The organism is Pantoea sp. PNA 14-12 (assembly GCF_004364735.1).
Classification (GTDB): Bacteria; Pseudomonadota; Gammaproteobacteria; order Enterobacterales; family Enterobacteriaceae; genus Pantoea; species Pantoea stewartii.
This window is the reverse complement of sequence record NZ_SOAJ01000005.1, coordinates 304,587-330,194: the sequence shown is the minus strand read 5'-3', so window position 1 is coordinate 330,194 and position 25,608 is coordinate 304,587. Positions and strand designations below refer to the sequence as shown.

Here is a 25,608-nt window from a genome sequence, read left to right as displayed (position 1 = left end):
CATGCTGTTCACTACAGGGGTGATTGTGAAATCACTTGAGCTGGTATTTAACAGCAGTTATCGGATGGGATTATGCTTAAGAGTCGTCTTGTCGTTGCTCTTGTTTTAATGGGCTCTGGCGCTATGTCCGTTTCGGCTGGCTTGCCAAATCGCCCGGCAGAGGAGGAGGGTGCAAAATCGAAGCTCCATGCTCCATTACTGGACGGGGGTGATCAGACCGAAGCTTTGATTCGCGCTAAACTGCTGAATGACCCGATGTCTCCAGTTGTAGGGGCAAAGTACCCTACGTTGAAGATTGTCACCTTCACGAACTATGACTGTATGGATTGCAAAAAGCTCGAGAAAAACCAGGAAAGGCTTCTGAAAAATCATATCGACATTGCTATCACATACAAGCTGCTATCCTATGGTTCTGACATGACCACCGCGGCTACTCGGACTGCCCTTTCTGTCTGGATTGAGCAACCCGAGAAATTCTATGCCTTTCACCATGCATTGATGTTCTACAGAGGAATGCCAGACGATTCATGCATCCGTTCTGCAGTCAGCGATGCGGGAGTTAAACTGAAAACATACAGGCAGGATACTCAGCACATTATTGACGTGAACAAGGCTTTGTTCAGACGATTGCATTTAACAGATATGCCAACGACGATAATTGGTGACAACGTTCTTACTGGGGTGGTGCCATATCAAATCCTTGAGAAGGCCTTGGATGAGGCGTTAAGAAATTCATAAGCAAGGGTGATGGAAGTCTCTATGTATCGTCATTACAAAAAATCCAGCGCATCAACAATTTTGACAAGCCTGATTAAGGGGTAAAGGCTCTTATACCGCTTATAAAAAGCACATGTTGACCTGTCCAAAATAAACACAGTTAATGGTCCCTTTTCATTCAATAGATTTTCAGTGTCTTGAATTAATTTATTCCTCTTATCAATAAAAGGGGAATATGGATATGCGTACTGTTGCTGTTTCACTTGTTATGGCCATGAGTTTGCTTTGGGTTGGCGCTTCTGAGGCTAAATCAGCTCGACAAACTGACGACCAAATTCGTCAATTAATCATTGAAGATTCTATTGCTTCATACCCAGGCGTTTGTGCCTGCCCTTTCAATACCGCCCGGAATGGCAGTAGTTGTGGAAGAAGAAGCGCGTGGAGTAAGCAGGGTGGTTACTCACCAATTTGCTACAAGAAAGAAGTTTCAAAAGAGATGGTAGATGAGTGGCGTAAAAATAAAGCTGCTTAACCAAACCCGCGAAAGCGGGTTTTTTTATGCCACAGTGATGCATCTTCGCATCCCGGTCATTAGCTAAACGTCTGGCAAGAAAACCCCGAATTATGGGAATACCGCCATAAAGCAAAGAGTCGGGACTGGCCTTTTCTGCCTTATTTGCAGTTTCCAAACATAGGTGTAAGACACACTTGCCATTTATGAATTACCTGACGCAGTTCTCCCAAGGCTTTGATCCGACTGTCACCAGACTGACACTGGGCGAGTTCGAATTCATGGAATTTGAAGTTCCGGAGCGTATTGCTTTTCGCGGCTGTCAGAAGACAGTGCAGCATCAACTTATAGGCGGACGGCGGATCATTGATGTGTTGGGTACGGAATACGAACCCATAACCTGGTCTGGCGTCATTACCGGCCCAGAGGCAAGTGCAAGGGTGAGTGTGCTTGAGCGCATGCGGGACATGGGTAACCCGCAGATGCTGACACTGGATGACTATCGATTTACGGTTGTCATCACTGCCTTCAATTCTGTTTATGAGTTTGTCTGGCGCAGACCGTATACGATTGAAGTTGCTGTGCTCAGGAACGAGGGGGCACCGGATAAAACAGATGCGCTGACTGGCGCATTGCAAGGGCTTATTGACAGTGACATTGGTCGTGCGCTGGGTTTGGCAAATATTATTAACGTAGATGCGGTAAAAGAAGGGGTAAAAACTCTTCACCAGGCTGTAAAACAGGTCACAGATTTCGCACATGCCACGGTTGTTCAGGTACAGTCGGTTATCCGACCACTTATTGCTGCACGCAACATTCTTGAGCATGAACTGGCCCTAGTGGAAGCCGCTGCCGGAGAAATTACCTCCCTGGGTGGGTTGGTGCCAGGCCATCCCATATCTAAGACCATCAGCAACCTCCTTTTACAGTCAGAACATGTTACGCGGATCCCTGATTTATATCGTCTGCAAGAGGTACTGGGACGACTCAATAAAAACGTGAGCGCAGGGCAGATGTCTGGAGGTATCAGGGCAGTAACGCTCTCGGGCGGTAACCTCTATCAGGTGGCTTCAGAGCAGTATGGCGACGCTTCACAGTGGATCAGCATCGCCGAAGTCAATCATCTGACCGATCCCCAATTGAGCGGTATTCATACCCTTAATATACCCACCAACCCGAAGACTTAGTTGTGCATATAAACAATCCCATCGTTGAATCTTTCGCCCGCCAAATCAGCGGGCGTTGTCTTTTAAACGGCCAGAACGCACCCTTTGTTTCGTTTAACGTGGATGCCAATGGCTTTCGCGGGGCAGGAACCTTCGACCTTACCCTTGCCATCTCAGCACTGCCGCCAGTCATGCGATTACTGAACTGGTGGGCTTTACAAAAGACTATACGGGTAGAGCTTTTCATCTCGGTTATCACTAATTCCGGTATCGATGAGAAAAAGCACATGACGGGAAACATAGATACCTGGCATTACGATCCAGCACGCTTTGAAATTGTGGCTGAGGGCCGGGATTTCATTGCGAAGCTGATTGATGCAAAGACGTCTGGTGAATGCTTCAAGAATCTCACCAGTTCTCAGATAGTCACCACGCTGGCACAGCGTCACGGCCTGACGCCGGTGATCACCGCCACAAACAGACGGGTGGGTGAATATTACCAAATAGATACGGCACACCTGACAGGCGAGCAGACCGAATGGGACATCATTACAACACTGGCAAGTATCGAGAATTACTCGGTTTATGTAAACGGCGATTGCCTGCACTTTGAACCTAAACGTGCTCATATTGACAAAGGCAGCTATGTCATACGCTGGCAGCCGCCGGGTATGCAGGCATATCCACAGTGCAATATCTCTGATGATCTCTCTTTTTCACGTGCGCTAACCATTTCGAAAGGGGTGACAGTTGAAGTAATGAGCTGGAACGTGAAGCTCAAAAATAAGCAGTTTAGGGTCTGCTACCCAAAAGCAACCAAAGGCATTTCACCTGGTAAAGCCACTGCAGAAACGCAAGTCTACCGCCTCATACGGAACGGATTAACGCCTGAAGCCGCTCAGGCGTTGGCTCAATCTGTTTATCATCAAATCGTCCAGCATGAGATGAAATTCACGGGTTCTACAGCAGGCGATAATCTTCTCATGCCGGATACACTTATTCGAATTGAAGGGACACAAAGCCCTTTCGATCAGGTTTATCTCTGCGACAAGGTAAGACGCACATTGAGCTGGGATGCGGGTTACAGGATGAATATTTCTGGCAAAAACCAAAGCCCTGCACTGGAAGTGGAGACATGAAAGTTCTGCTGAATGCCATGGCGGCTACAGCCCGGCAGAGTGGTAAAAATGCTACACGGCAGGGCGTCATCACCGCCTATGATCCGAACTGTTACGCTGTGAAAGTCCAGCTTCAGCCGACCGGAGAAGAAACAGGCTGGATCCCACTTAGTTCTCTTTGGGTTGGTAACGGATGGGGACTGGCCGCCGGGCCAATGATGGGTGCAGTGGTAGAGGTGGAATTTGATTCTGGCCTGATGGGTGTGGGAATGGCTACATGCCAATTTTACAACGATGCAGACCGCTGTCCGGGCCCGCCTTCTGGGGAATTCTGGCTGGTGCACCAGAGCGGCTCAATGCTGAAGTTTCTCAACAGCGGTGTAGTCCTGCTGAGTGCCAAAGACAAACTCACCTATGACGCTCCGGCACATCACTTCACTGGTGGCGACGTAACAATGGACGGAAATCTGACCGTCGCTAAGGATATTCGCGATAACAATGACCGCTACGGCAACGTTCATCGTATCCGGACCGTCTATGAGGGGCACACCCATCTGGAGAAAGGGAAAGGACTTAATACCCAGCCACCTAATCAGCAATTCACATCGACCTAATGGTAGTAACACATGCACGACATCTTTCACGTTATTGGGGGAGACCTAGAGGTTTCATCTACAGGGTCACTACTGACATCATCGGGCAGTGAACGCGCTAAGCAGAGGATCCTGCGCCGGCTTCTGACCAATCCTGGCGACTATGTTTTCCATCCCACTTATGGTGCTGGGTTGGGTAAAAAGGTTGGGGAAGCGGTGAAACCAGGGGAATGGAAGGCATTAATTACTGGACAGATGTTGCTAGAAGAGGCCGTAGCCAGCAAACCGCCACCAGAGGTAAAACTTACACGCTTTGAGGAAGGCGTAAGCGTTTCCTTAACCTACACAGATGCTTTGAGCGGTTCTCAGGAAACACTGAGTTTTGACATCACAAGGTGAGATTATGCCATTACTGAACATCAAATCGTTTTCGGAGCTTGTTCGGGAACAGGTCACCGCTATCCAGGCGAGATCGTTAAACCTGGTGGACTTCTCCATCGGCAGTATTCTCAGGTCTCTTGCTGAATCGAATGCCGGTGTCACCATGTGGATACAACAGTTGATTGTGAAACTTCTGGTAACGACCCGCGCGGCAACATGTTCGGGTGAAGAATTGGACAGTTGGATGGCGGATTTCAGCTTTCCCCGCCTTTCTTCCGTGCAGGCCACAGGAATGGTGACTTTTAGCCGCTTTACGGTAACCAGTCAGGCGCTGATTCCCTTAGGCGCGAAGGTAAGTACAACAGACGGAACCCAGCACTATTCTGTAATCGCTGACACGTCGAGTGATGCCTGGGATACGGAGCAGTCAGGTTATGTCATCGCTGCGGGCATCCGCTCTCTGGTTGTACCTGTGCAAGCGGACATAGCGGGTGCTGAGGGTAATGCGCAGCCGGGAACTGTCACGGTCATTTCCGGGACAATCCTCTACGTGGACACAGTAACCAACACTACTGCATTTACTAACGGCAAGAATGCAGAGGGGGATGACAGCTACCGGGCGAGGTTTGTGCTGTGGATCGACTCACTGTCGAAAGCAACTAAAGCGGCTATCGGCTTCGCTATCAGTAATCTCCAGAATGGAGTCAGTTATACCCTCACGGAAAATGCCGCGTGGGATGGTTCGTATCAGCCTGGTTATTTTTATGCCGTTGTGGACGATGGCAGTGGCACACCGGATGCCACCTTTGTTCAGCGGGCAGCTATGGCCATTGAAACAGTCCGGGGATTTACCGTCACGTTTGGTGTATTTCCGCCAGATGTAATCAAAGCCGATGTCATTCTGGTGATCACTACCGATGACACAGCTAATCATGGCGACATTGTCACGCAGGTCAGAACAGCAATTGTTAAGTTCATCGGCAAGCTGGCGCTGGGAAAACTGCTGGCATACACCCAACTGGTAAAGGTGGCCTACAGTGCCAGTCCGCTGGTGACAAATGTTTCTTCACTGACGCTGAATGGCGGCATCGCCGATATGGCAGCTTCGCACAGGCAGGTTATTCGTCCCGGAACGGTTAAGGTGATCTGAATGGCCAAAGGCGATCAACACGACTTTTACAAACGGCTTAAGGCCCTCCTTCCTGCTGGCTGGTTTGCAGACGAAAGTCCGGTTATGCACGGCACGCTGACAGCGTGCGCGAAATCGCTTTCCTGGTGCTACGCACTTTATCTTTACGCCCGGGCGCAGACACGTCTGGCATCGGCCAGTAATGGCTGGCTCGACCTCGCCGCGTGTGACTTTTTCGGCAGCAGCCTTATCAGGCGCGAAGGGATGACCGACGAGCAGTTCCGTAATCAGATCAGAACAAATCTGCTGCGGGAGCGCGGCACGCGCCAGGCGATTATCCAGGTACTTGAGACATTAATCGGAAGTCGCCCAGATGTGTTTGAGCCCTTACGCCCTGAAGATACGGGCGCATATGGCGGACCAGCAATCGGGTATGGTGCAGCTGGTGGCTATGGATCCCGTTTTTTGCCTTATCAGGCATTTGTCGTGGTCAGACGCCCCAAAGGTGAAGGCATCCCGTGGGTGGCTGGCTACCACATCTCATCATCTGGATACAGCAAGGCCTCGCGTGGCCAGTATATCTCAAGGTACATGTTCACTGGCGGCGTTACAGATGCAAATATTTATGCAGCTATCGCTGCCGTCAAAATGGAAGGGACGCTCGTCTGGGTAAAGTTGATGTAATCCATGCTGCTAATGATATGAACAGATCAACTCGCATTTGTCTGAATAAGGCTCTGTCAATAATTGTTGATAAAACAACCTTGCCCATTTATTCCTAATAGTATTATATTCACTGTATAGATACCCATAACAATGTTGATTTCGATCAGATGTCGTTAGTGGATGCCTAACCTCTGCATACAGAGCTCTGGGAAGGAGGTAATATGTTGAATCTAAAAAAGTTTATTAAAGCAGCATCTGAGCCCGATCGAATCATGGATTTGTTTGTAAAAAATCGTTGGGACACGAGAGAAAACCCTGCTGGTGGAGAAACCAGCGAGAGATACTACTTTGACCGTAGTGGCGCCTTACGTATCAACCTAAATAATAAGGATGTACAAAGCGCGATTGCACACAACGTGCGGGTGCTTGCTGAGAAAAAATAGTAAAGGTGACTCATGAGCGCGGCACTCATCGTTATTGTTTTGGTGTGTGGCTATCTTTATATCAATAGTCACATACCATCAAAACATAAATTTAAAAAATCTACGGGTTGGCAATCATATTTTCAGGTCGCTCTTAAAGGTTCTTATTACGTTTTCATCTCTTTCATCATTCTTTTCGTTACATGGGTTCTTCTCCTTGCGATGATGTGGCTTTTGAATACGCCGCTGTTATTCACGGACAAATACAAAGCTTTCACTTATGCCTACGACATTTTGAATGTTAAGTTTGTTGGCCTGAGTCTGCCATTCGTTTTATTAGTTGCCACCACAGCCTTACTGAGCTTTGCGGAATCCAAAAACGAAGAAAAAAAGCTGAGGAATAATGATGAAAGATTAAGGTTATACAAGGAGATAGCCAACGCAAACCCTATAGAGGCTATTCTGCTTGAATCAATGACAAGTAATCAAAATCTGATGGTTTCAATATCAATGAAGTCTCGCAAAGTCTACATTGGCATTGTGCACGAAGCCAGGCTAGAGGACCATGACACTGATACTATAGTGATCATCCCATTTTTAAGCGGTTATCGTGATAAAGACACGCTCAGCTTTGTTGAAGAAGTTAACTACGCAGAACACTATAGCGATTGCGGTATTACTTACGACTCTTCTCCACTGAGTTTGTCACAATATCGACACGTCATACCACGAGACCAAATTGAATCGGTATCATTGTTTAATTCAGATATGTATACGCGATTTAAGCGCAAGAAAAAGTATTATCGAGCATCATTTATACGTCACAAGCTTAAAGACCTCTGAGCTAATGACTGTTTAAATTACTAAACCTTAACTAATCACTAAACCCGCTACGGCGGGTTTTTTTATAGGGTAACTATGGACCGTCAGATAGTTTATCCGGGCGCTATTCCGCTCGAAACTGACCTGCTTAACACCAATAAATTCGCCATGACAGGTATGGCAAAGCTGGCTGTGGCCGTGCTGGGTTCCGATACCTGTCTTTATGGCCTGCATTGTACACCCGACAGTCCTGCGTCCTTGCGTGTCATTGTTGGCCCCGGTCAGATTTATAGTTTACAGAATATGGATAACTCACCGTATTCCTCACTCCCCACAGATACGTCGCAGCTCATCCTGAAGCAGGGACTCATCTGTGAAGCAACCCCGCTCACGCTCACCGCGCCTGCTTCTGCTGGTCACAGCATGAATTACCTGGTGCAGGTCGGGTATGAGGATGTGGATTCTGACGAAACCATACTGCCTTATTACAATGCGGCAAACCCTGCAGTGGCCTACAGCGGGCCCGGTAACTCAGGTAAAGCTCAGCCGGGGAAACGGTCAGGTGTCTGCCGCCTGGTGTTAAAAGCAGGAGTGTCGTCGCCTACAGGTTCACAGGTTACGCCTCAGCCTGATGCAGGATACGTCGCGGCATGGGGGATTACTGTTACGGCGGGCATGAGTGCGATTACGGAAGCCAGTATTTTCATGATTGAGGGGGCGCCGTTTCTGCCGTCAGGTGGGATCTATCCGTCCATTCAGCAGTGTGCCTCGACATTTGCTCACGATAGCGGCACAGTAAATCGCTATTCCGCCTCTTACAAGCCTGTGCTGGCCGAGCTGACGGACGGCATGCGTCTCACGTTTAAAGCCAGAGAGGCAAACACAGGAGCCTGTACGTTCTCGGCCAACGGGGGCAAAGCCTACCCGTTGTATTCGCATGCGCACCAGGAGCTGCAGGGTGGAGAAATAATTAATGGCGGGCTCATAGAGGTCCAATGGAACAGTTCATTAAACGCCTGGCTGATGTGCGGAAACACAGGCGGTGCAACACCGGTTTCAGAGGCACAAAAACCTCATCATGCCATTAGTCTTGCACAGGCTGATAAACGCTATCTGGAGAACAATAAAGGCTACAGTAAGGAAGATGCAGCGAAAGATTTCCTGTCGAAAAAGGGCGGTGTAGTTACGGGCGAACTTGATATTAAGGGAAAACTGACGGCTGAGAAAATCTTCATGGGGAATATGACATTCAGCGAGGACGGAAATATCAATGGGCCCCGATGGAAAACTGAAGAGTCCCAGGCAAATGGCTATTTATCCAGTTGGGTGATGGCGGAACTGAAAAAGATAAGCGACAAGATCATTCCATTCCCTTCAACAGAAGAGATTACAAAAAACTGCGTTAAGCGTGTAAGACTCGGAGCTGAGGTCAGGAAAAAGGGGGAGGCTGTTACGTTTGATGCGGGTTATGTCATGACAGGGTTCAAAAATCCGGGCAAGGTGAAGAAAGGATATGAATTTACAGCCCGGCCCTTACAAATTTTTGTTGGAAATCGATGGCAGACAATCGAACAAGGATAAACCCATGATTGATTTGAAGAACTTCAAACCGGGAAAGCCGGTTTCTGCTGATGATATTGCAAGCGAAAAAGAATATGGAATGAAGTTTTTGTTTGATGATGCCGGGCATGAATGGTATGCAAGTCAGCGTTTATATGCTGATGGTACTTTGAAAATTGCATACGATAAGGAGGGTATAATATGGAGCTTGAGCACCGATGTATCAGAACTCTGGCCAGTTCATCTGAGTGTAGCCGAAATAGCGCATGATGATCAGAGTCGTCAGATTGATAACAGCGGATTATGGAAATATATTGGTGGAAAAGTAATAAAGCTTTCGCCCGATGAAGATTTAAAGTTTTTAGAAGATAAAAAGGAATATTTAATAGATAAGGCCGTAACGAAAATTATGCCAGGCATGGCAAAACTGTTGCTGAAAAAACAGCTCTCCGCTGAAGAGTCAGAACTGCTGGAAAAACAGCTGCATTATCTTGACCAGCTCAATACACTTGACCTCAAAGCTGCTAATTCCCCTGTGTGGCCTGAATGGCCAAAATGAATTAATGAAGCTCACGCTGTTCAGTTTTGTGATCTTTTAGGATGTCACTTTTACGGAAGGATAATATGGCACAAATGCCCGGAGCCATTTAACACTGATTCAGAACTGATAGCCTATATCAATAAACAGACTTTTCATGTCAAGTTTACCACCCTCATAGGAAGCATGTGACCCTTCATAACCTGCTGTAAATAGGAGCTTATCGGACGCTTTTAGCATCAAGCCAGCGCTGTAAGAAAACTGATTTGATGAGCTGTAATGCATCGTCTGCGTCGACAAACCATTGTTCGTATAGGGTACAGGATTACCAATCCCGGCATGTGAAATACCAGCAAGAGCGAAGAGACTGAGATTATTCGAAACGCGATACGTAGGACCTGCCATCCAGGAGTAATACTCTGCATGTTTATCATATTCGTGATTGATATTGTAATCTGTGCTACATTTTTTATCATGGATTCTGCAAACATCACTTTCATCTTGCCAGTTATTTTTCATTTGTGTATATGAACCCATGACACCCCACAGCAAAGATGTTTCATACTGTAATTTAACATTGGAACCATGGAGATTGCTAAAAGTTCCCAGTCCCCCCTTTTGAAAACCTAAGGATAAGGTGGGGTTGCTATCGAATTCATGAGCAATCGCGGTTGAACACATTAGGATTGCCGAGATGAGTGACAATAAAATTCTACTGAACAACATATTAGCTCCTCGAAAAACTCAACTGATAGGCATTTTTCTGTATGCATATCGCAAAACAGATACCCATTATTTTCTAACCATGATTCATAAAAACGAAAAAGTAGCGCATATAGCACTCTCATAAGTGAAATTCATGACAATGGCATTGTTTTACAGGATGGAGGCCTGATTTCATTTTATGAAATGGGTGTTTAGAAAAACGGATCTCAGGCGGGTAATACAATAATGAAGTTTGATTGAACGACTTGTATTTTGAGCGGGTTAACGTCCGAAATTTGTCCGAATAGATTCGATATTGATGATAACTAATTGATTGTTATAGCGTGGATTGGTAAGTATTGCGACCTTAAATTCGCCAGGGCGAGGTTTAGGTGATTGATAAATATGTATTTTTTATCATTAATTCATGAATGCGTTTTATATACAGGGTAATGCCTGCAGTGGAAATTGCAATGAAAATTCATGGGCATCTGAAAATGTGTGAAATTTACGCGACGTTCTTCTGTATTTTTTACACCAACGCCTATTTATATTTTAGTGTGAAACCTCAGAATTTTAGCTATTGGACGATTCAATACATTGCCAGGCAACCTGCAATCGGCGTGATACTCAGTTGGGCACCTGTAATTTTTGCGCCCCTGCCAGCAGTTGCTCCAGCACGTCAATACGATGCCGGTGTGGTGTTGTGATGGCAAAGAAGCGCTCCTGCAGTTCATCTGACTGGCCCACGGAGACAAGAATGCCGGCGCGTAGCTCATCCTGAACCACAACCTCGGGCAACACGGTGAGCCAGCCGCTGTCGCGGGCGATCAGACGCAGCATCGCCATGTCGTCCACCTCGGCTCGCAGTCTTGGCGTCACGCCGGCCTTAGAACATAAAGCATCAAATTGCGCACGCAGGGCATGGCGCGGGCCGGGCAGGGCAATCTCCACGCCATCCAGGTCTTCCGGGATGCGCAGGCTTTGTGACGCCCATTTGCTCGCGGGGCCGACGACGGAGATAGACTGGCTGCCCAGGAACACGCAGCGCAACGGACGATCGGGATCGGCAGGTACTGTCTCATTAGCCAGCACCACATCCAGCTTATGCTGCGTCAGCCTGACCAGCAGGCCCTCCAGTAATCCGGACTCCAGTGTCAGTACTATGGCAGGGTCGGTAAGCGCGGGCCGAATCCAGTTTTCCTGATAATTTCGCGACAGCGTTGCCACGCTGCCCACGCGTAACCGTGTAACACCGGCTGACGTGCCTTTTAACCGTCCCAACATCTCCTGGCTCAGACCAAAGATGTTGTCGGCATAGGCCATAACCAGCTGACCTGTGTCTGTCAGCATCAGACGGCGACCTTTACGGATTAACAAACTTTCTCCAAGTCGATCCTCCAGTTGCCGAATTTGCACCGAAACGGCCGATTGCGAGGTGGCCAGCTCTTCGGCAGCCCGCGTCAGATGCCCAAGCCTGGCCACGCGCCAGAAATAATAAAGGTGATGAAAATTCAACTGGTTGAGGTTCATTGTTCGTTTTTTAATATTGAAATGTGCAAATAAATATATTTTACAGAATAGTTCAGGTCAATGATCATACGCCTAATTAAGCGTATGAGGGAAATACAATGAATATCCTTGATGTTCTGCATCTGGTCTGTTTTTTGGCGCCTGCATTTTTAATGGCTGCATTAGCGGGGCTGACGCGGTTTAGTTGGATTACCACGCCGATGCTTTGGCGTGTATTACAGGGAGTCTCGTTGAGTACCATTGCCTTAACCGGACTGTGTCTTGCCGCGGGCATCAGTGGCACGCAATGGACGGGCGTAATAATGGCAACCTCTTTTGGCCTGGTTTTGGCTTTACTGGTACAAGTGCTGGGTAAGGTTATCGCTTCATTTTCTGCGCGTTATCTTGAAGGGGAAGCCAACCAGCGAGGCTATATTGGCGCGCTGGCCGTTGTGCTGTGCAGCGTGCATCTGCTCGTGATCGCCGATAACTGGCTGCTGCTCATCGCGGCCTGGGCCGCAGTCGGTGTGGCACTTCAGCACTTGCTTTGCTTTTATCCCGATCGGCCTTTTGCGCGGCTTGCGGCACACAAAAAGCACATTGCGGATCGCATGGCTGACGTGATGTTGCTTGGCGCTGCCGCGCTCGCCTGGTGGGATGTAGGTAGTTTCTCGCTGTCAGCTCTGGGGATGCATATCGCTCAGCATGGCATGTCCCTGTCCTTACAGGCGAGTGCCGTTCTGCTCGTAATGGCGGTCATCTTTCGTACGGCCTTGCTACCCGTGCATGGCTGGTTGATACAGGTGATGGAGGCGCCAACACCGGTATCCGCGCTCTTGCATGCTGGCGTCGTCAATCTGGGTGGCTTTGTGCTTATGCGCTTCGCTCCCATGTTAGATCAGGCAAACGCTGCGCGCATCCTGTTGCTGATTTTCGCGCTGGCGACCGCTGTGCTGGCAGGCATTGTCATGTTGACTCGCATCAGTATCAAAGTGCGGTTGGCCTGGTCGACCGTTGCGCAGATGGGCTTCATGCTGCTCGAATGCGCGCTTGGCCTTTATACGCTGGCGGCACTGCATCTGATTGGCCATTCACTCTATAAAGCCCATGCTTTCCTGTCGGCCTCGGAAGGTGTAAGGGACACTCGCCTGCAGGCTTTGCACCGGGCCGCTTTGCCCAGCACCCTTAGCGTGTTTTTTGCCCCCGTGCTGACAATTACCGCCGTGTTTCTGGTGCTGATGCTCTCAGGTCTTGTTGCCTGGCCCTGGTGGTGGAGTGTGGTGCTTGGTATGGCCTGGGCACCGTTACTGTGGTTACCCGAGGCTTCAGAGGGCGGGTCTGGAAAGTCGGCGCAGCTTCTTTTCGGGTGCGTCACGGTGATCGCTCTGACGACAGTTGCGCTGTCAGCACATGCGCTGCCGCTTGGCCTGCAGGATATGCCGGATGACAGTCTGGGTCTGATCGCGCTGGCAGGGATGGCGGCCCTGTACCTCTGTCAGGTGTTATTGCAAAAGCAGCCGCAACACCTGTCGCGCTTGCGTCAATGGAGTTATGCGGGTTTTTACCTTGACGAAGCCTTCACACGTCTGGCGCTGCGCTTATGGCCAGCTAACCTCACATCCCGGGTTTCCATACACGTTGAACCTGAAGTGCCAACCGCGCCTGTTGCTGACAGGCTGAGCTGAACTGAACCATACGAATAAACTGGAGAGCCTACTGATGGATACCTTAGTCAATAACGAAAAAACCGGTTCGGCGAGCCTGACGCAATCGACACAAAACGCCTGTTCCCGGCATGCTGCAATTGAGCAGGCTTGCAGCCAGGCCTGCCAGGCGATTGCACCAACATGGCCGCTGGATCGCGCCATTGCTGTCAACCCTCACTGGTCGCGTATTGGCATGCCGGTACGCAGGGTGGCCGCCCGGATGGCGGTACTCGGCGGTATCCGGGTATTCCCATCGCGCGATCAGCAGTTCCTGGCCTGGCGCGAGGGCCGTATCAGCCTTGCCGATCTCAATCTGGCGCTACATCAGCTGCCCGAAGCACAAGCGACCGGTCTGACGGCTGAACAGTGCCTGGATGCGTTACAGGCAAGAACCTCACCAGTGCAATTGCCGCTGCTAATCGATGTGCTCGACAACGATCCTGATCGGCACCAGAGATTATCCTGGCGGCAGGCTATCACGCACCAGGTTGGTCAAACCTGCGCCGCCTACTTCGATGAAGATCAGGCGAACTGGCAGCCTCAGCGGCAGGGCTTATATGCCTTCTGGCGGGATACGCTGGGGCACGATCAGGGTATCGGTTTGTTAATGGGGTTGCCCCATATCACAAATGCTATCAATGCCTTACCCGATAATGCTACCGATGCGGAGCGTTGGCTTATCGCACGTCTGGGCCTGCCTGAAGCTGTATGGGCGGATTATCTGGAATCGGTACTGCTTACCGTGAATGGGTGGGCTTCCTGGTGTGCCTGTCTGAGCTGGCAGGCGGGACTGGCGGGGGGTAAGGACCCACACCTGCGCGAGTTGCTGACGATTCGCTTAGCCTGGGGCGTAATCCTGTTGGAATGCAAAGATGATGCAGCAACCCGGCACGCGCTTGCTTCGCTTCAGCACGCCTGGAAACAGGCTCACCAGGTGCTGGAGACGGCGGAACATGCGATGCTGGTTGACGAAGTATGGCAACTGGCGCTGGAGATTGGCTATCAGCGTGAGTTGGCGCATCGGCTGGCCTTGGCAAAAGGTCATGGTACGGAACATCAGGCAATCGAAACTCAGGCTGCTTTCTGCATTGATGTGCGCAGTGAACCGTTGCGCCGTGCGCTTGAGACCGTGAGTGCTGGTATACAGACCATCGGTTGTGCAGGATTCTTTGGCCTTCCCGTTGCCTACACACCGCTGGGCACGCAAGCCCGCCGTCCCCAGTTACCCGGCTTACTTGCGCCTTCCCTGGAGGTCGCTGACCGTATCGTGGAGGCGGGTTCGCAATATAAAGACGATGCGGCACTGCAAAGCCAGGCCAGTCGTTCGCGTCACGCCCGATTTGCCATGGCCGATCAATGGAATGCGATTAGCCGCTGGCCGGGGGCTGCCTTCTCGTTTGTGGAAGCGGTTGGACTGGGCTACTCGGTCAAGCTGGTAAACTGGTTACGCCCGGGCAATAAAGCACGTGCCAGAGATGATCTTGCTGGCTTACCTGCGCGGTTTCGGGAGACGTGCCGCCCACAACTGGTTGGGCTGGATACTGAGGCTAAAGTTAAGCTCGCTGCCGGGGTTCTTCATGCCATGGGCCTGGAACAGCATCTGGCACCTATAGTGCTCCTCGTGGGACATGGCAGCCAGTCAGCTAACAATGCCCACGCAGCGGCACTGGACTGTGGTGCCTGTTGTGGCCAGACCGGTGAAGTGAATGCACGCAGCCTGGCGCAATTGCTTAATGAACCACAGGTTCGCCAGGGGCTGCAAGCGCAAGGAACAGTGATTCCGGACTCTACGGCGTTTGTGGCCGCCCTGCACAACACCACTACCGATGAAATCGAGTGGTTTGATCTTGATTTGTTGCCGCAAGATGCCCGCGCCCGCTGTGAGCGATTGCAACCGATTTTTAATCAAGCCAGTGATCAGGTCCGCCGCGAGCGGGCACCCGCCCTTAAGCTGGACCCGCGTGCGCCCGAAGATGTGTTGCTCGGACAACTACGCCGTCGCGCTAATGACGGGGCGCAAACCCGTCCCGAATGGGGACTTTCGGGCAACGCAGCCTTTCTCATTGCCCCTCGTCACAGAAGTCGTGGCGTAGTCCTGGGCGGGCGCAGCTTTCTGCATGACTACGATGCGAGTCAGGATAGTGATGGTACTTTACTGGAAGGCCTGATGACCGCACCCATGCTGGTCACACACTGGATCAACTGGCAGTACCACGCGTCCACATGCGATCCGCAAAGGTTGGGGAGCGGTAATAAGGTGCTGCACAACGTAGTGGGGGGCCGTATCGGTGTCTTTGAGGGCAATGGCGGCGATCTGCGGATCGGTTTATCACGTCAGTCGCTCCATGACGGCGAGCACTGGATGCACGAGCCGTTGCGCCTGACCGTTGTTATCGACGCGCCGCAAAGCGCCATTGACACAGTGATTAGTAAGCATGAGGTTATCCGGAAACTGCTCGATAACGGCTGGCTCCATCTCTGGCGCTTTGAAGAGGCCGGTCTGGCACGCTATGCACAGGGTAACTGGCTTTCACTGAATCTGGAGAGTCTATAAGAACGCCTGTGTGCTAAGGCCTTCGCTGAAAAAAATGAAGCGACTGTCTGCCAGACCAAAAAAAAGTGACAGTGTAACTAGTAAGTGATTTTTTTATTCTGTACAAAGGGGCAGTTGTCCCCCTTTTTACAGACATAAAAATCGTTCCAACCATTTTCAGGATAACGCGAGCAGGCCAGTTAACGGCCTGCATTTTTTTTCCGGTAAGCTGGCGTTCAGCATGACGTGGCGATCAATCCTGTATTGCACACGAAATTGAATGGGTGTTTTAAAGGGTGATTTCTGGATAACCACCTGAAAAATAGGGATTTATCGATGTCATTCAGGCGGCAGAATTAACGACTGTCGTCAGGGTGAACAGGCGAGTCGTCCACATGCAGCACGGCCATAGCCGTCACCTTCAGCCTTTGTCTCGCGGTGGCGAAAGCGGAAATCGTATTGACAGAGAGCAGCGGTAATTCATCACGCAATGTTTTTAATAATGTCGACATGCCAGTACGGAATTTTAGTACGCCATCGGGCGGTCTGTAGGCCATAATACGCATTCGGACATTTATTGCAGTGAATGCTTATTTTGCCGATATCATAAGAAGATAGTACAACCCTTGTAACACAGCGCGATGCAACGCATGTCAAACTCATCTCCGGGAACAACGTAATGCGATCACTAATTATCATGGGCCTGGTGTGGGTTCTTGCTGCATGTTCTAACTCTGTGGGACACAATTTCGATACGGCGACTATTCAGAAGATTAAACCCGGTCAGACGACACGCGCGGAGCTCATTCGTATGTTTGGACCGCCTGATACAGAATCACCTTATCCCAACGGGCAGCAGGTCATGATGTGGAAATACAGTCAGGCCAGGGCCCTGGATACATCGGCGGGAAAGACGCTGACTGTGCAAACTCAAAACGGACGAGTTTTTAACTATACGTTTAGCAAGAGCTGAAGCGGCTGGTGTTACGCGCAATTGTTTCATTTTCAATGTTAGAGTGCAGTGCCGCTGTATCAAATGCATTCTGACCACATGGTCAACCCGAGAGTGCCTTGTTATCGATAATCTCTCCCGTAGCCCGAGCCAGGTATTGCAGAGATCTTGCTGGTGGTGCGCCTCATAATTTATGGCAGGGGGCGTACTCATGAAGCGGTAGCACGACGATCAGAATCCCGTAATTTATCTGCGCCTCCTGATATTAGTGAAGCTGTCTCACTTGCTATTACAGCGCCTGTTCATCTGAACGTGCGCAGAGCTTTCCTGCCCGGATCTATGTTCAGCGAATAGCTGTCGAAGACACAAAACGCATCGCTTAATTTTTGACCGCATACTTTGCAGTTAGCTGACGTATCCCATTCATCGTCTTTATCTTCTGAGATAGCGCCATTGTGGAAATAATCCATCATTTATCGCGTTGTTCTCTGCGGGTTTAATAACCAATCCATTCAAAAAGAATGAGAGTCTTTTCCTTAATGACTTTCTTAAAAAGCGCACAGCGCTGCCGTTGTGACTCCAGACTTAACAGGTCTGGAGTCACAGATTGTTGGAAGGTAGAATCTGGCCGACAGTTTTACGATCAGGAGAGGCAGTGGCAGAAATTTTGACAGAAATGACATCGCCGCATGTGGGCCGTCACGTTATGTGTTGGCTCAATCAGATCAGACATGCTTCCTTGTCTGATCTGGATAATTTTGGCGACGAAGGAACAGTGGAGCAGGTTATCCGCGTGTGGGTAAAACTGTCGTTGCTTGTCACCCGACGTCGTCCCGAAATTGCCATATCATCACTACTCAGGCATGTGTTGCCGAATATTGGCACTTTACCGCTAAAAAACCTGACGCGTTTACGATTAAACAGGCTCTATAACATCCTGATTTCTGAAGGTAAAAAAGAGGAAGCCCGGCGCGTTTTTGCTCTGACTAAACAGTTTTTGTCCTGGGCCGAAATGCAGGGTTACCTGGCGCATTCGCCCGTGGCTTCACTGAGGAAACGTGATATTGCGGGCCGTGCGTCACCTCCACGAAGCCGGCAACTGTCAGACGCGGAGATTTGGGTTTTCTGGCATGGTCTGGATAACTGGTCGTTGTCAGAACAGGTACGCTGGGCCTTACGTCTGTGTCTGGTCAGTGCCCGTCGGCCTGACGAAGTTGTTCAGGCGCGGAAATCAGAATTTAATCTGCAATCCGGATTATGGAAGCAGGGAACACGTAACAAGTCCCAGCGCGAACATACTTTACCCATTTCAGCGTTAATGCGCCGTTGTATTGAGGCCTTAATTGCCGCCAGCGATCCGGCTTCTCCCTGGCTCGTACCTGCGCCGCGTGATGTTATGCAGCCGCTTTCGAAAGGTGCGCTGAATCAGGCACTGCGCCGGATGTTACGTGCGCCTCGGGGATTAGGGCTGGAACCTTTCACGCCGCGTGATTTACGTCGAACGGCACGTTCGAAACTCGCTGCGCTGGACACGCCAAACGATGTGGCAAGAAAAATTATGAATCATGCATTAGAGGGAATCGATCGGGTTTACGATACGCATGATTATGTTGTGCAAATGCGGACTGCGCTGGAGCGGTATTCAGAAACGGTTGAGCGTATTACTGAAAGCGACAGCTACCATCATCTCCCTCATCGGTATGAGAATGAGACGCTACAATTAGCCAGTTCATCAATAATGATGATGAGCAGATAATCTCTTAAAACAATGTTTCCAATAAAATGCGCGGTATCGAAATCAATACCGCGCATTTTGTCAGATCAGGAAATCGTCAAGCGAACCGCCAGCGTCCAGCGCCTTTTTAATTGGCGATGGTGTACGGCCCTGGCCTGTCCACGATTTAGTTTCACCGTTTTCATCGGTATAGCGATATTTAGCAGGGCGAGGTGCGCGCTTAGCTTTTGTTTTTGTCTCTGTGGGCAAATCAACCAGTTCAGAAATATCAATGCCGTCATTCATCAGCATTTCTTTATACTTAGCTAACTTATCTGCTTTCTCGCGCAGCATAGCTTGCTCAGCTTCTTCTTCTTCACGGCGTTCAGCGACAACGACAGAAAGCTTTTCGAGCATTTCATTTAACACATCAAGCTCAATTTCCCGGGCTTGTGCGCGTAGAATACGAAGGTTATTTAATGCTTTGAGCGCATCCATTGGTTAATCCTTAAATTACAGCGAATATTTAAACAGGGTCATTCTACGAAAAATAATCAAGGAAAGAAATATCTCTTCTGTCTGAAATGTACAAATTTGTTACCGCTTAGGATTATTACGGCATTTTAAACGCATTAAACATACATAAAATTTAAATGCCAGACGCATTGTCAGCGCCTTTTTCGTTGAGGTCCAGGTGATAAACGGTAGCATATTACGGTGATGTATTGAAAATAACGCCCATTTATTTACTTAAAAAAGCAATAAAAATCAGTGTGTAATGCATTGCCTCCTTACCAGTTACAGGGATATTACGGCATAATAAAGTCGCTTCATTCCAGCGCAGGTAAATGATAACGTCAGGTTAATAATTCCCCATGATAAATTGTCCTTATCTTCATTCTGCTCCAAAATGGTTGTGTCTTAATCGCCGGATAATGCGTTAACCGTCTTGTTCATTCCTGTTCACGGGATTAGTTTTTGTGAAGCCAGACGATTACTGAAGTCTGCAACTTTTCTTACAGGACAAATCCTTCTTTTAACACGGTTAGTCAGCGCAATATAGATCGCTATGATGGATAACATTGTGGGTACGCGCGCCTGTCTGTCTTAAGGTTTAATCACTCATTTCGTGCTGTAAAGCAGAGCTATAAGCGGAGCGTTGACAAGTGACGGCAAGAATAAAAACGGGTAGCTAATATCATCCTGATGGCCTCTCTCCGTCACTGTACTTAAAGCCAGTCGGGAGGTTATCGTCGCTATAAGAATTTATCAGATCAACAACATTTATATGGCTGCGGACGTGATGCCGTTTGCTTATGAAAACACAACGTATTGCTGCCATTAGATTCTTGCACTTTTCGCTAAGGCGGATATTGTCATCTTTTCCGCTATGGGATGCTTTTCATTCCACGTCTGAAAAGTAAGTCGCTCTGTCTGACAGAATAACGTGCAGGGGGTTTCTGGAACCATTCAAAACCGCTTTTCACATAAACATGCGTAGTGCGGCGTCTTTATCATTTTCCTCAGGATGAATTTTGAAATGCCGGAAGGGTGAACAGTCGGTGTGAAGGGCGGCACTGGTCTGCACATGCCGTACATTAGCAATAAAAGATATAAACGTTCATCGCTGCCGTTTGCAAAACAGCTTTGCCACCGATAAATACACAGGTCCTTGTCAGGGCGTCACGTCCGACTTTCTTCCCGATTCTTTTATACAGCCTCGCCAGAGCACTCTCTGCCAGTGAAAGACAGGTTCAGCCCCTGACGAGTGATGCGGCTTTGACGAACGGAACAAAGAGCGCAGGATAAACGGCTTATGCTATGCGTAATATTTTCGATTCATCTGTCAGGCACTGGATGGAAAATAAAACGTCAGTGACTTGATACTGTCAGCACTATGATGACGCCTGCATCAGTCTGGCTGGCGAACAGAGCCCCTGAAAGAACTTCGCGGCCGGTTTCTCTGTGGCTTACGGTATTTCCGCGCTTTGGAAAGGTGCAAAAACGCAGACGATGCGCAAAAGATTGTGTGTCTTTAAATAGCCAATGCAGCGGGTGCTTATTAAACGGAGCGGTGTTTTACATCATGCCTTATTCGGACTTATTCACGTCCTGCGTTGTTCTGTTTTATCCGCTCTACTCTGTAACCCCGCGTTTTGCGCAAATGTTCACGCCAGAAAGGCGCGAATTTGCGCTACACTCACCAGCGATAACCTCTTGTTCTGTCTCAATGATAAATTTGACTGAGGCAGCGTAATCAACGTGGAAGAAGCATGAAAATCAGATTCCTTTCGGCCAATGAGCAAAAACTGGCGGAGGTCCGCGGAATACTGGAACCTGTGGGCGTGGACGTCGTACCCATCGCGCGTCGCATTGAAGAAATTCAAACGGAAAATGAACTGGATTTAGTGCGAGATAAACTGACGAAGGCCTTCTCTATTATCGGACGTCCGCTTTTTGTTGAGCACACCGGGCTGTATCTGGATGGCCTGAATGGTTTGCCTGCGGGGCTGACGCGTATTTTCTGGAATCGCCTCGGTGCCGATCGCTTTGCATCGCTGGTACAGGGCCTCGACAGTCAGGGTGTAACCGCCAAAACCGTACTGGGTTATTGCGACGGACGCAAAATGTACCAGTTTTTCGGCGAATTGCGCGGCACTATTGCACCTGAACCTGCCGGTCCCCATGGATTCCAGTGGGACTGTATCTTTATTCCCGAAGGATACGATCAAACCTTCGCTGAGATGGGCGAGAAGAAAAACGAAATTTCCAACCGTCGCATTGCGCTGGATCGTTTTGCTGCCTTTTTAAAAACTGCACGAGGCGTGGCATGAAACCTGAGCTCAAACGCGCATACGATTCCGGCAAGCTCATTCTGTTTGCCGGAGCCGGTCTTTCCCGTAATCTCGGCCTGCCTGAATGGCATGAGCTTATCGCTCATCTGGCTAATGAGCTGGGGTACGATCCGAAAATTTTTAATACTTACGGTACGCACCTCTCTCTGGCTGAGTACTACAAGCAGAAAAAAGGTTCGTTAGGACCGTTACGAAGCTGGATGGATCGCGAATGGCACCGGCCTGATATTGATGTCCGCAGCTCTGAAATTCATACCATGATCACTCAGGGCAACTTTTCACGCATCTATACCACGAATTACGATCGGTGGCTGGAAGCCGCGCATGAGGCCCATGGCGTGCCTTATTCAAAAGTGGCGAATGCAGCCGATCTGGTTTCACTCACCGAAGATAAACGTCATATCATCAAACTTCATGGCGACTTTGATGACGATACTTCTATCGTACTGGATGAAAGCAGCTACTTTGAACGCCTCTATTTTGATTCGCCGTTAGATATCAAGCTGACCCATGATGTCATGGGCAATTCGGTTTTGTTTGTTGGCTACAGCATCAGTGATTTTAATATTCGTCTGCTCTTCTATCGGCTGACAAAAATGTGGGGGCGCACAGGCCTGGCAACCGCCCGACCCAAATCTTACCTTTTTACCAATCGCAATAACCCGGTGGCAAAAGAAGTATTGGGGCAATGGGGAATCGAAATGATCGTGTCGGAAGAGGACGATCCCCGTAAAGCGCTGGCTGAGTTTATGGAAGAATTACTGGCCTGATGCACACCGAATGGCGTAAGCAGGGCAGGTTAAACCGTTGTGTCTTTTCTTCACTGGAAAACGTCGCCGACTGTGTTATACTGTATAAATAAACAGTATGTGAGGGCAATAAAATGGCTGTCGAAACCAAATTTGTAGTAGTCAGAAAGGGTGAAGAGAAGATGACATTTGCCAATAAGAAAGAGGCCGATGCCTACGACAAAATGCTGGATATGGCAGAGGCGTTCACCGACTGGTTACTGGCACACCAGGCCGATATGGACGAATCTCAGGCTGAAACCTTAGGGTTGTTGCTGGCAGAGCAAAAAGACGCGGTACAGCATATTCTTCGCACCAGCAAATTACCTGGCACGGCGCAAAATGTGTCAGAAACAGCTGACGCGACTGCGCAAACTGAGAAAAAAGTCCGCGCCGTTAAAGCGGCCTGATGGTTCATTCCTGGCAGTTCATTACCTGTGAACTGCCTGCCTGTTATCCCGCACAACGCTCTCCCCATAACGCTTCGCGCGCACTGACTGGTTTACGCCGTGCTTGCCTGCATTACGATCAGCCAGTCAAATGTGTGATGGCAAAAGCGTAGTGATGGAGATATCTGGCAAGCCAGCCAAAACAAAGCGCAGAGCTGTGAAGCCAGCCAGTATGATTCCACATGAATAAGTCCGGTTTTAATCCCGCCAAAAAAGAGGGCACAAACTGACATATTTTTTTCGCCCGTTTATTGTTTCAGGTCAAAATCATCGCGATAAGTTACCAAAATTTCACTTTCCCGCCCGGTGTTCAGACGACATCGTGACGATCGCCACGCGTTGTGGGATGAGAAATGACTAAAAAAGTGACGCTGTTATCGCTGATATTGCGAGCCTGATGTTTTGCGCCGGGGGGAATTTCAATTCCCTGTTGCGTCTGCAGATGATGCACCACACCTTCCACCTCAAGGCTGAGCTGGCCTTCCAGCACAAAAAAGAACTGCCGCGATCGCACATGATAATGCCGTATTTCATGTGTTGCAGGCGGCATCTGCTCATAAATAATGCTCAGATCGTGTCTTTTAAGCAGATGCCAACCCTCACACTGCTCACCCCAGAAATAATGTTCTGTGTTCTCTTTCGAAATCATGCGCTTTCCCCCTGATGATGAACGTTGTGATTAAGGTCTGACTTGAGTCATGAGAATTAAAGTTCGTTTATTGAGCGCCGATAGATCCTTAAGGAACATAAAAGCGTCTGTCTGGCAGGGAAGTCAATTAAGCCGATCGATTTCAGGGGAATCCGCATGACTTCTCAACCCGCAAAAAAAACACTGACCACCCGCACCCAGATGCTGCTTGCCGGTGGCCTGACTATTACGCTTGGTTTTACCGTCACTATTGGCGTCCTGAGCTGGCAATCGGCAAAAGAGCAAAAAAACTTAGCGGAAAATTATCTTCAACAGATTGCACAAAGTCGCGGCCTGCAGATTCAGCAAGAGCTGAGTTACGCGCGCGATATGGCACACAGCCTTGGCCAAAGCCTGATTGCCTTACCAAAAGCGGGCGTTAATGACCGGAAAATTGCCGACAAAATTATGGAGTATTCCCTCAGGGCCAACCCTGACTATCTCTCTATGTCCGTGATTTTTGAACCTGACGCGTTTGACGGTCGCGATGCGGAGTTTGTTGGTCAGAAAGGACAGCCACCTCAGGGCCGCTATGCCTGGTTTGTTGACCGCGATCAGTCCGGCAACTATGCCATGCATCCGCTGCTCTCCTATTTGACGCCTGGCCAGGGGGATTATTATCTGGTCCCTCAACAGTCGCGTAAAGATACCCTGATAGAGCCCTACAGCTACCCGTACAACGGCGTGCCAACCTTACTGACCTCGGTTGCCTCACCCATTATCGATCAAGGCAAGCTCATGGCGGTGGTCACATCGGATATTTCGCTTGCGTCATTACAGCAAAAAGTGAACCAGATAAAACCCTGGCAGGATACGGGTTATGCGCTGTTGCTTTCGAACAGTGGCAAAGTGGTATCGTCACCTGTCAAAAATGACGCTGGTAAGGAATGGAAAGGCGACAAAGACAATTTTACCCGTCAGATCGTCGAACATGATGATCCGGTGTTGGGTGAAAGAGCCATGTACACCTGGTATCCGGTGGTGACAGGCAACAGCGATAAGCCCTGGTATGTGGGAATTGTCGCACCTGTCAGCCAGGTCATGGCCGCCGCGAACCGCCAGCTCTATTGGGCTATCGGTTTAATGCTTGTGAGCATCCTGCTGGTAGGTGCCGTACTGGGGTTATTGTTTAATCGCAAAGTAATGCGCCCGCTTGGTGGCGAACCCGCAGAAGCAGCCCGCATTGCGCTGGCCGTTGCGGAAGGCAAACTGAGCAATGATATTCAGGTCGCGCACGGTGACAACGCCAGCCTGTTTTACGCCCTGCACACCATGCAGAGCCAGTTGCAATCCATTGTGGGCCAGATTAAAGATGCCAGCGCGTCTGTCAGAAAGGGGGCCAGTGAGATAGCCAGCGGCAACCTGGATTTAGCCTCGCGCACCGAACAACAAGCGGCAGCACTGGAAGAGACAGCAGCCAGCATGGAACAAATCAGCGCCACGGTTCGCCTGAACGCGGATAACGCCCAGCAGGCTACGCACCTGACCGGAAATGCGACAACCATTGCCAGCCGGGGCGAAAACCTGGTGGGCCAGGTGGTACAGACCATGTCGCAAATTGATGACAGCTCAAAGAAAATTGGCGATATCACGACCATGATCAACAGCATTGCCTTCCAGACCAATATCCTGGCGCTCAACGCAGCCGTTGAGGCGGCCAGGGCGGGCGAGCAAGGGCGCGGATTTGCGGTAGTGGCCTCTGAGGTCAGAAACCTGGCGCAACGCAGTGCCGGTGCGGTCAAAGACATTGCCGCGCTTATTGAGGAGTCCAGTGCCCGGGTACAAAGCGGCGTCACGCTGGTCAATGAGGCAGGCAAAACGATGCATGAAATGACCCAGGCTGTCTCCTCTGTACAAAGTATCATCAACGAAATCGTTGCCGCGTCAGATGAACAGGCGCGAGGGATCAGTCAGGTGACGATTGCGGTAAATGAAATGGACGGAACCACGCAGCAAAACGCGGCTTTGGTGCAACAAATGTCGGCGGCAGCCAGTTCGCTTGAAGATCAGGCGCAACAGCTGGCCCAGACGGTGCAGCAATTCCGTTAAGTGAAAGCCGCTGAATAAAAACAACCCGCGCACA

At 49.6% G+C, this 25,608-nt stretch carries 24 protein-coding genes; 19 read left to right on the top strand and 5 right to left on the bottom strand.

Features of this window, described 5'->3' with window-relative positions; all coding sequences use genetic code 11:
- Positions 1–72: 72 nt before the first annotated feature.
- The 12 genes from C7434_RS18235 to C7434_RS18180 all read left to right on the top strand — a co-directional run bounded on the left by C7434_RS18235 (position 73) and on the right by C7434_RS18180 (position 9,644).
- A complete protein-coding gene (locus tag C7434_RS18235; protein WP_133745759.1) occupies positions 73–738 on the top strand; it encodes a thioredoxin domain-containing protein in 666 nt (221 codons plus the stop codon).
- A gap of 214 nt (positions 739–952) precedes the next feature.
- Complete coding sequence (locus tag C7434_RS18230) at positions 953–1,249, top strand: hypothetical protein (RefSeq protein WP_133745758.1); 297 nt, start codon at positions 953–955, stop codon at positions 1,247–1,249.
- A gap of 185 nt (positions 1,250–1,434) precedes the next feature.
- A complete protein-coding gene (locus tag C7434_RS18225; RefSeq protein ID WP_226374666.1) occupies positions 1,435–2,415 on the top strand; it encodes a phage tail protein in 981 nt (326 codons plus the stop codon).
- A gap of 2 nt (positions 2,416–2,417) precedes the next feature.
- Positions 2,418–3,533, top strand: coding sequence for a type IV secretion protein Rhs (locus C7434_RS18220; RefSeq protein WP_133745756.1), 1,116 nt, complete (start codon positions 2,418–2,420; stop codon positions 3,531–3,533).
- Complete coding sequence (locus tag C7434_RS18215) at positions 3,530–4,126, top strand: baseplate assembly protein (protein WP_133745755.1); 597 nt, start codon at positions 3,530–3,532, stop codon at positions 4,124–4,126. The genes C7434_RS18220 and C7434_RS18215 overlap by 4 nt, the downstream gene beginning before the upstream one ends.
- 12 nt (positions 4,127–4,138) lie before the next feature.
- Positions 4,139–4,504: a phage tail protein gene (locus tag C7434_RS18210; protein WP_133745754.1), complete on the top strand. Its 366-nt coding sequence runs from the start codon at positions 4,139–4,141 to the stop codon at positions 4,502–4,504.
- 4 nt (positions 4,505–4,508) lie between these two features.
- The gene (locus tag C7434_RS18205; protein ID WP_116584916.1) at positions 4,509–5,636 is read left to right on the top strand and encodes a baseplate J/gp47 family protein; all 1,128 of its coding nucleotides are present in this window, start codon (positions 4,509–4,511) and stop codon (positions 5,634–5,636) included.
- Positions 5,637–6,299 carry a hypothetical protein gene (locus C7434_RS18200; protein WP_029569557.1) on the top strand — a complete coding sequence of 221 codons (663 nt, stop codon included), beginning with the start codon at positions 5,637–5,639 and terminating at the stop codon, positions 6,297–6,299.
- A gap of 203 nt (positions 6,300–6,502) precedes the next feature.
- Positions 6,503–6,724 carry a hypothetical protein gene (locus tag C7434_RS18195; RefSeq protein WP_029569556.1) on the top strand — a complete coding sequence of 74 codons (222 nt, stop codon included), beginning with the start codon at positions 6,503–6,505 and terminating at the stop codon, positions 6,722–6,724.
- Positions 6,725–6,736: 12 nt separating this feature from the next.
- On the top strand, positions 6,737–7,546 hold the full coding sequence (locus C7434_RS18190; protein ID WP_133745753.1) for a hypothetical protein: 810 nt from the start codon (positions 6,737–6,739) through the stop codon (positions 7,544–7,546).
- A 75-nt stretch (positions 7,547–7,621) separates the two neighbouring features.
- Positions 7,622–9,106 (top strand): hypothetical protein, encoded by a 1,485-nt coding sequence (locus C7434_RS18185; RefSeq protein WP_133745752.1) that lies wholly within the window; start codon positions 7,622–7,624, stop codon positions 9,104–9,106.
- Positions 9,107–9,110: 4 nt separating this feature from the next.
- Positions 9,111–9,644, top strand: a complete 534-nt coding sequence (locus C7434_RS18180) for a tail fiber assembly protein (RefSeq protein ID WP_166649064.1) — start codon at positions 9,111–9,113, stop codon at positions 9,642–9,644.
- Between the two features lie 99 nt (positions 9,645–9,743).
- Here C7434_RS18180 and C7434_RS18175 read toward each other — a convergent pair whose 3' ends face one another.
- The gene (locus C7434_RS18175; RefSeq protein ID WP_133745750.1) at positions 9,744–10,349 is read right to left on the bottom strand and encodes an Ail/Lom family outer membrane beta-barrel protein; all 606 of its coding nucleotides are present in this window, start codon (positions 10,347–10,349) and stop codon (positions 9,744–9,746) included.
- Between the two features lie 609 nt (positions 10,350–10,958).
- A complete protein-coding gene (locus tag C7434_RS18170) occupies positions 10,959–11,861 on the bottom strand; it encodes a LysR family transcriptional regulator (protein ID WP_006121992.1) in 903 nt (300 codons plus the stop codon).
- Between the two features lie 98 nt (positions 11,862–11,959).
- Here C7434_RS18170 and C7434_RS18165 point away from each other — a divergent pair, with 98 nt between their 5' ends.
- A complete protein-coding gene (locus C7434_RS18165; RefSeq protein WP_133745749.1) occupies positions 11,960–13,525 on the top strand; it encodes an NADH-quinone oxidoreductase subunit L in 1,566 nt (521 codons plus the stop codon).
- A gap of 34 nt (positions 13,526–13,559) precedes the next feature.
- A complete protein-coding gene (locus C7434_RS18160) occupies positions 13,560–16,100 on the top strand; it encodes a DUF2309 domain-containing protein (RefSeq protein WP_133745748.1) in 2,541 nt (846 codons plus the stop codon).
- Positions 16,101–16,435: 335 nt separating this feature from the next.
- Here the strand turns inward: C7434_RS18160 and C7434_RS18155 are convergent, their stop codons facing one another.
- The gene (locus C7434_RS18155; RefSeq protein ID WP_133745747.1) at positions 16,436–16,636 is read right to left on the bottom strand and encodes a hypothetical protein; all 201 of its coding nucleotides are present in this window, start codon (positions 16,634–16,636) and stop codon (positions 16,436–16,438) included.
- A 1,071-nt stretch (positions 16,637–17,707) separates the two neighbouring features.
- On the opposite strand from C7434_RS18155, the gene C7434_RS18145 reads away from it, so the two are divergent.
- Complete coding sequence (locus C7434_RS18145) at positions 17,708–18,787, top strand: site-specific integrase (protein WP_033742617.1); 1,080 nt, start codon at positions 17,708–17,710, stop codon at positions 18,785–18,787.
- A 60-nt stretch (positions 18,788–18,847) separates the two neighbouring features.
- Here C7434_RS18145 and C7434_RS18140 read toward each other — a convergent pair whose 3' ends face one another.
- Positions 18,848–19,243, bottom strand: coding sequence for an H-NS family nucleoid-associated regulatory protein (locus C7434_RS18140; protein ID WP_006121986.1), 396 nt, complete (start codon positions 19,241–19,243; stop codon positions 18,848–18,850).
- 1,775 nt (positions 19,244–21,018) lie between these two features.
- Here C7434_RS18140 and C7434_RS18135 point away from each other — a divergent pair.
- From C7434_RS18135 to C7434_RS18125, 3 genes are all read left to right on the top strand, one after another.
- Positions 21,019–21,579 (top strand): non-canonical purine NTP pyrophosphatase, encoded by a 561-nt coding sequence (locus tag C7434_RS18135; protein WP_033742402.1) that lies wholly within the window; start codon positions 21,019–21,021, stop codon positions 21,577–21,579.
- Positions 21,576–22,370, top strand: coding sequence for an SIR2 family protein (locus C7434_RS18130; RefSeq protein WP_033742404.1), 795 nt, complete (start codon positions 21,576–21,578; stop codon positions 22,368–22,370). The genes C7434_RS18135 and C7434_RS18130 overlap by 4 nt, the downstream gene beginning before the upstream one ends.
- A 113-nt stretch (positions 22,371–22,483) precedes the next feature.
- Positions 22,484–22,798, top strand: coding sequence for a YebG family protein (locus C7434_RS18125; RefSeq protein ID WP_033742405.1), 315 nt, complete (start codon positions 22,484–22,486; stop codon positions 22,796–22,798).
- 349 nt (positions 22,799–23,147) lie between these two features.
- Here C7434_RS18125 and C7434_RS18120 read toward each other — a convergent pair whose 3' ends face one another.
- Positions 23,148–23,486 (bottom strand): cupin domain-containing protein, encoded by a 339-nt coding sequence (locus C7434_RS18120; protein WP_033742406.1) that lies wholly within the window; start codon positions 23,484–23,486, stop codon positions 23,148–23,150.
- 156 nt (positions 23,487–23,642) lie between these two features.
- On the opposite strand from C7434_RS18120, the gene C7434_RS18115 reads away from it, so the two are divergent.
- Positions 23,643–25,574 (top strand): methyl-accepting chemotaxis protein, encoded by a 1,932-nt coding sequence (locus C7434_RS18115; RefSeq protein ID WP_033742407.1) that lies wholly within the window; start codon positions 23,643–23,645, stop codon positions 25,572–25,574.
- Positions 25,575–25,608 lie beyond the last annotated feature (34 nt).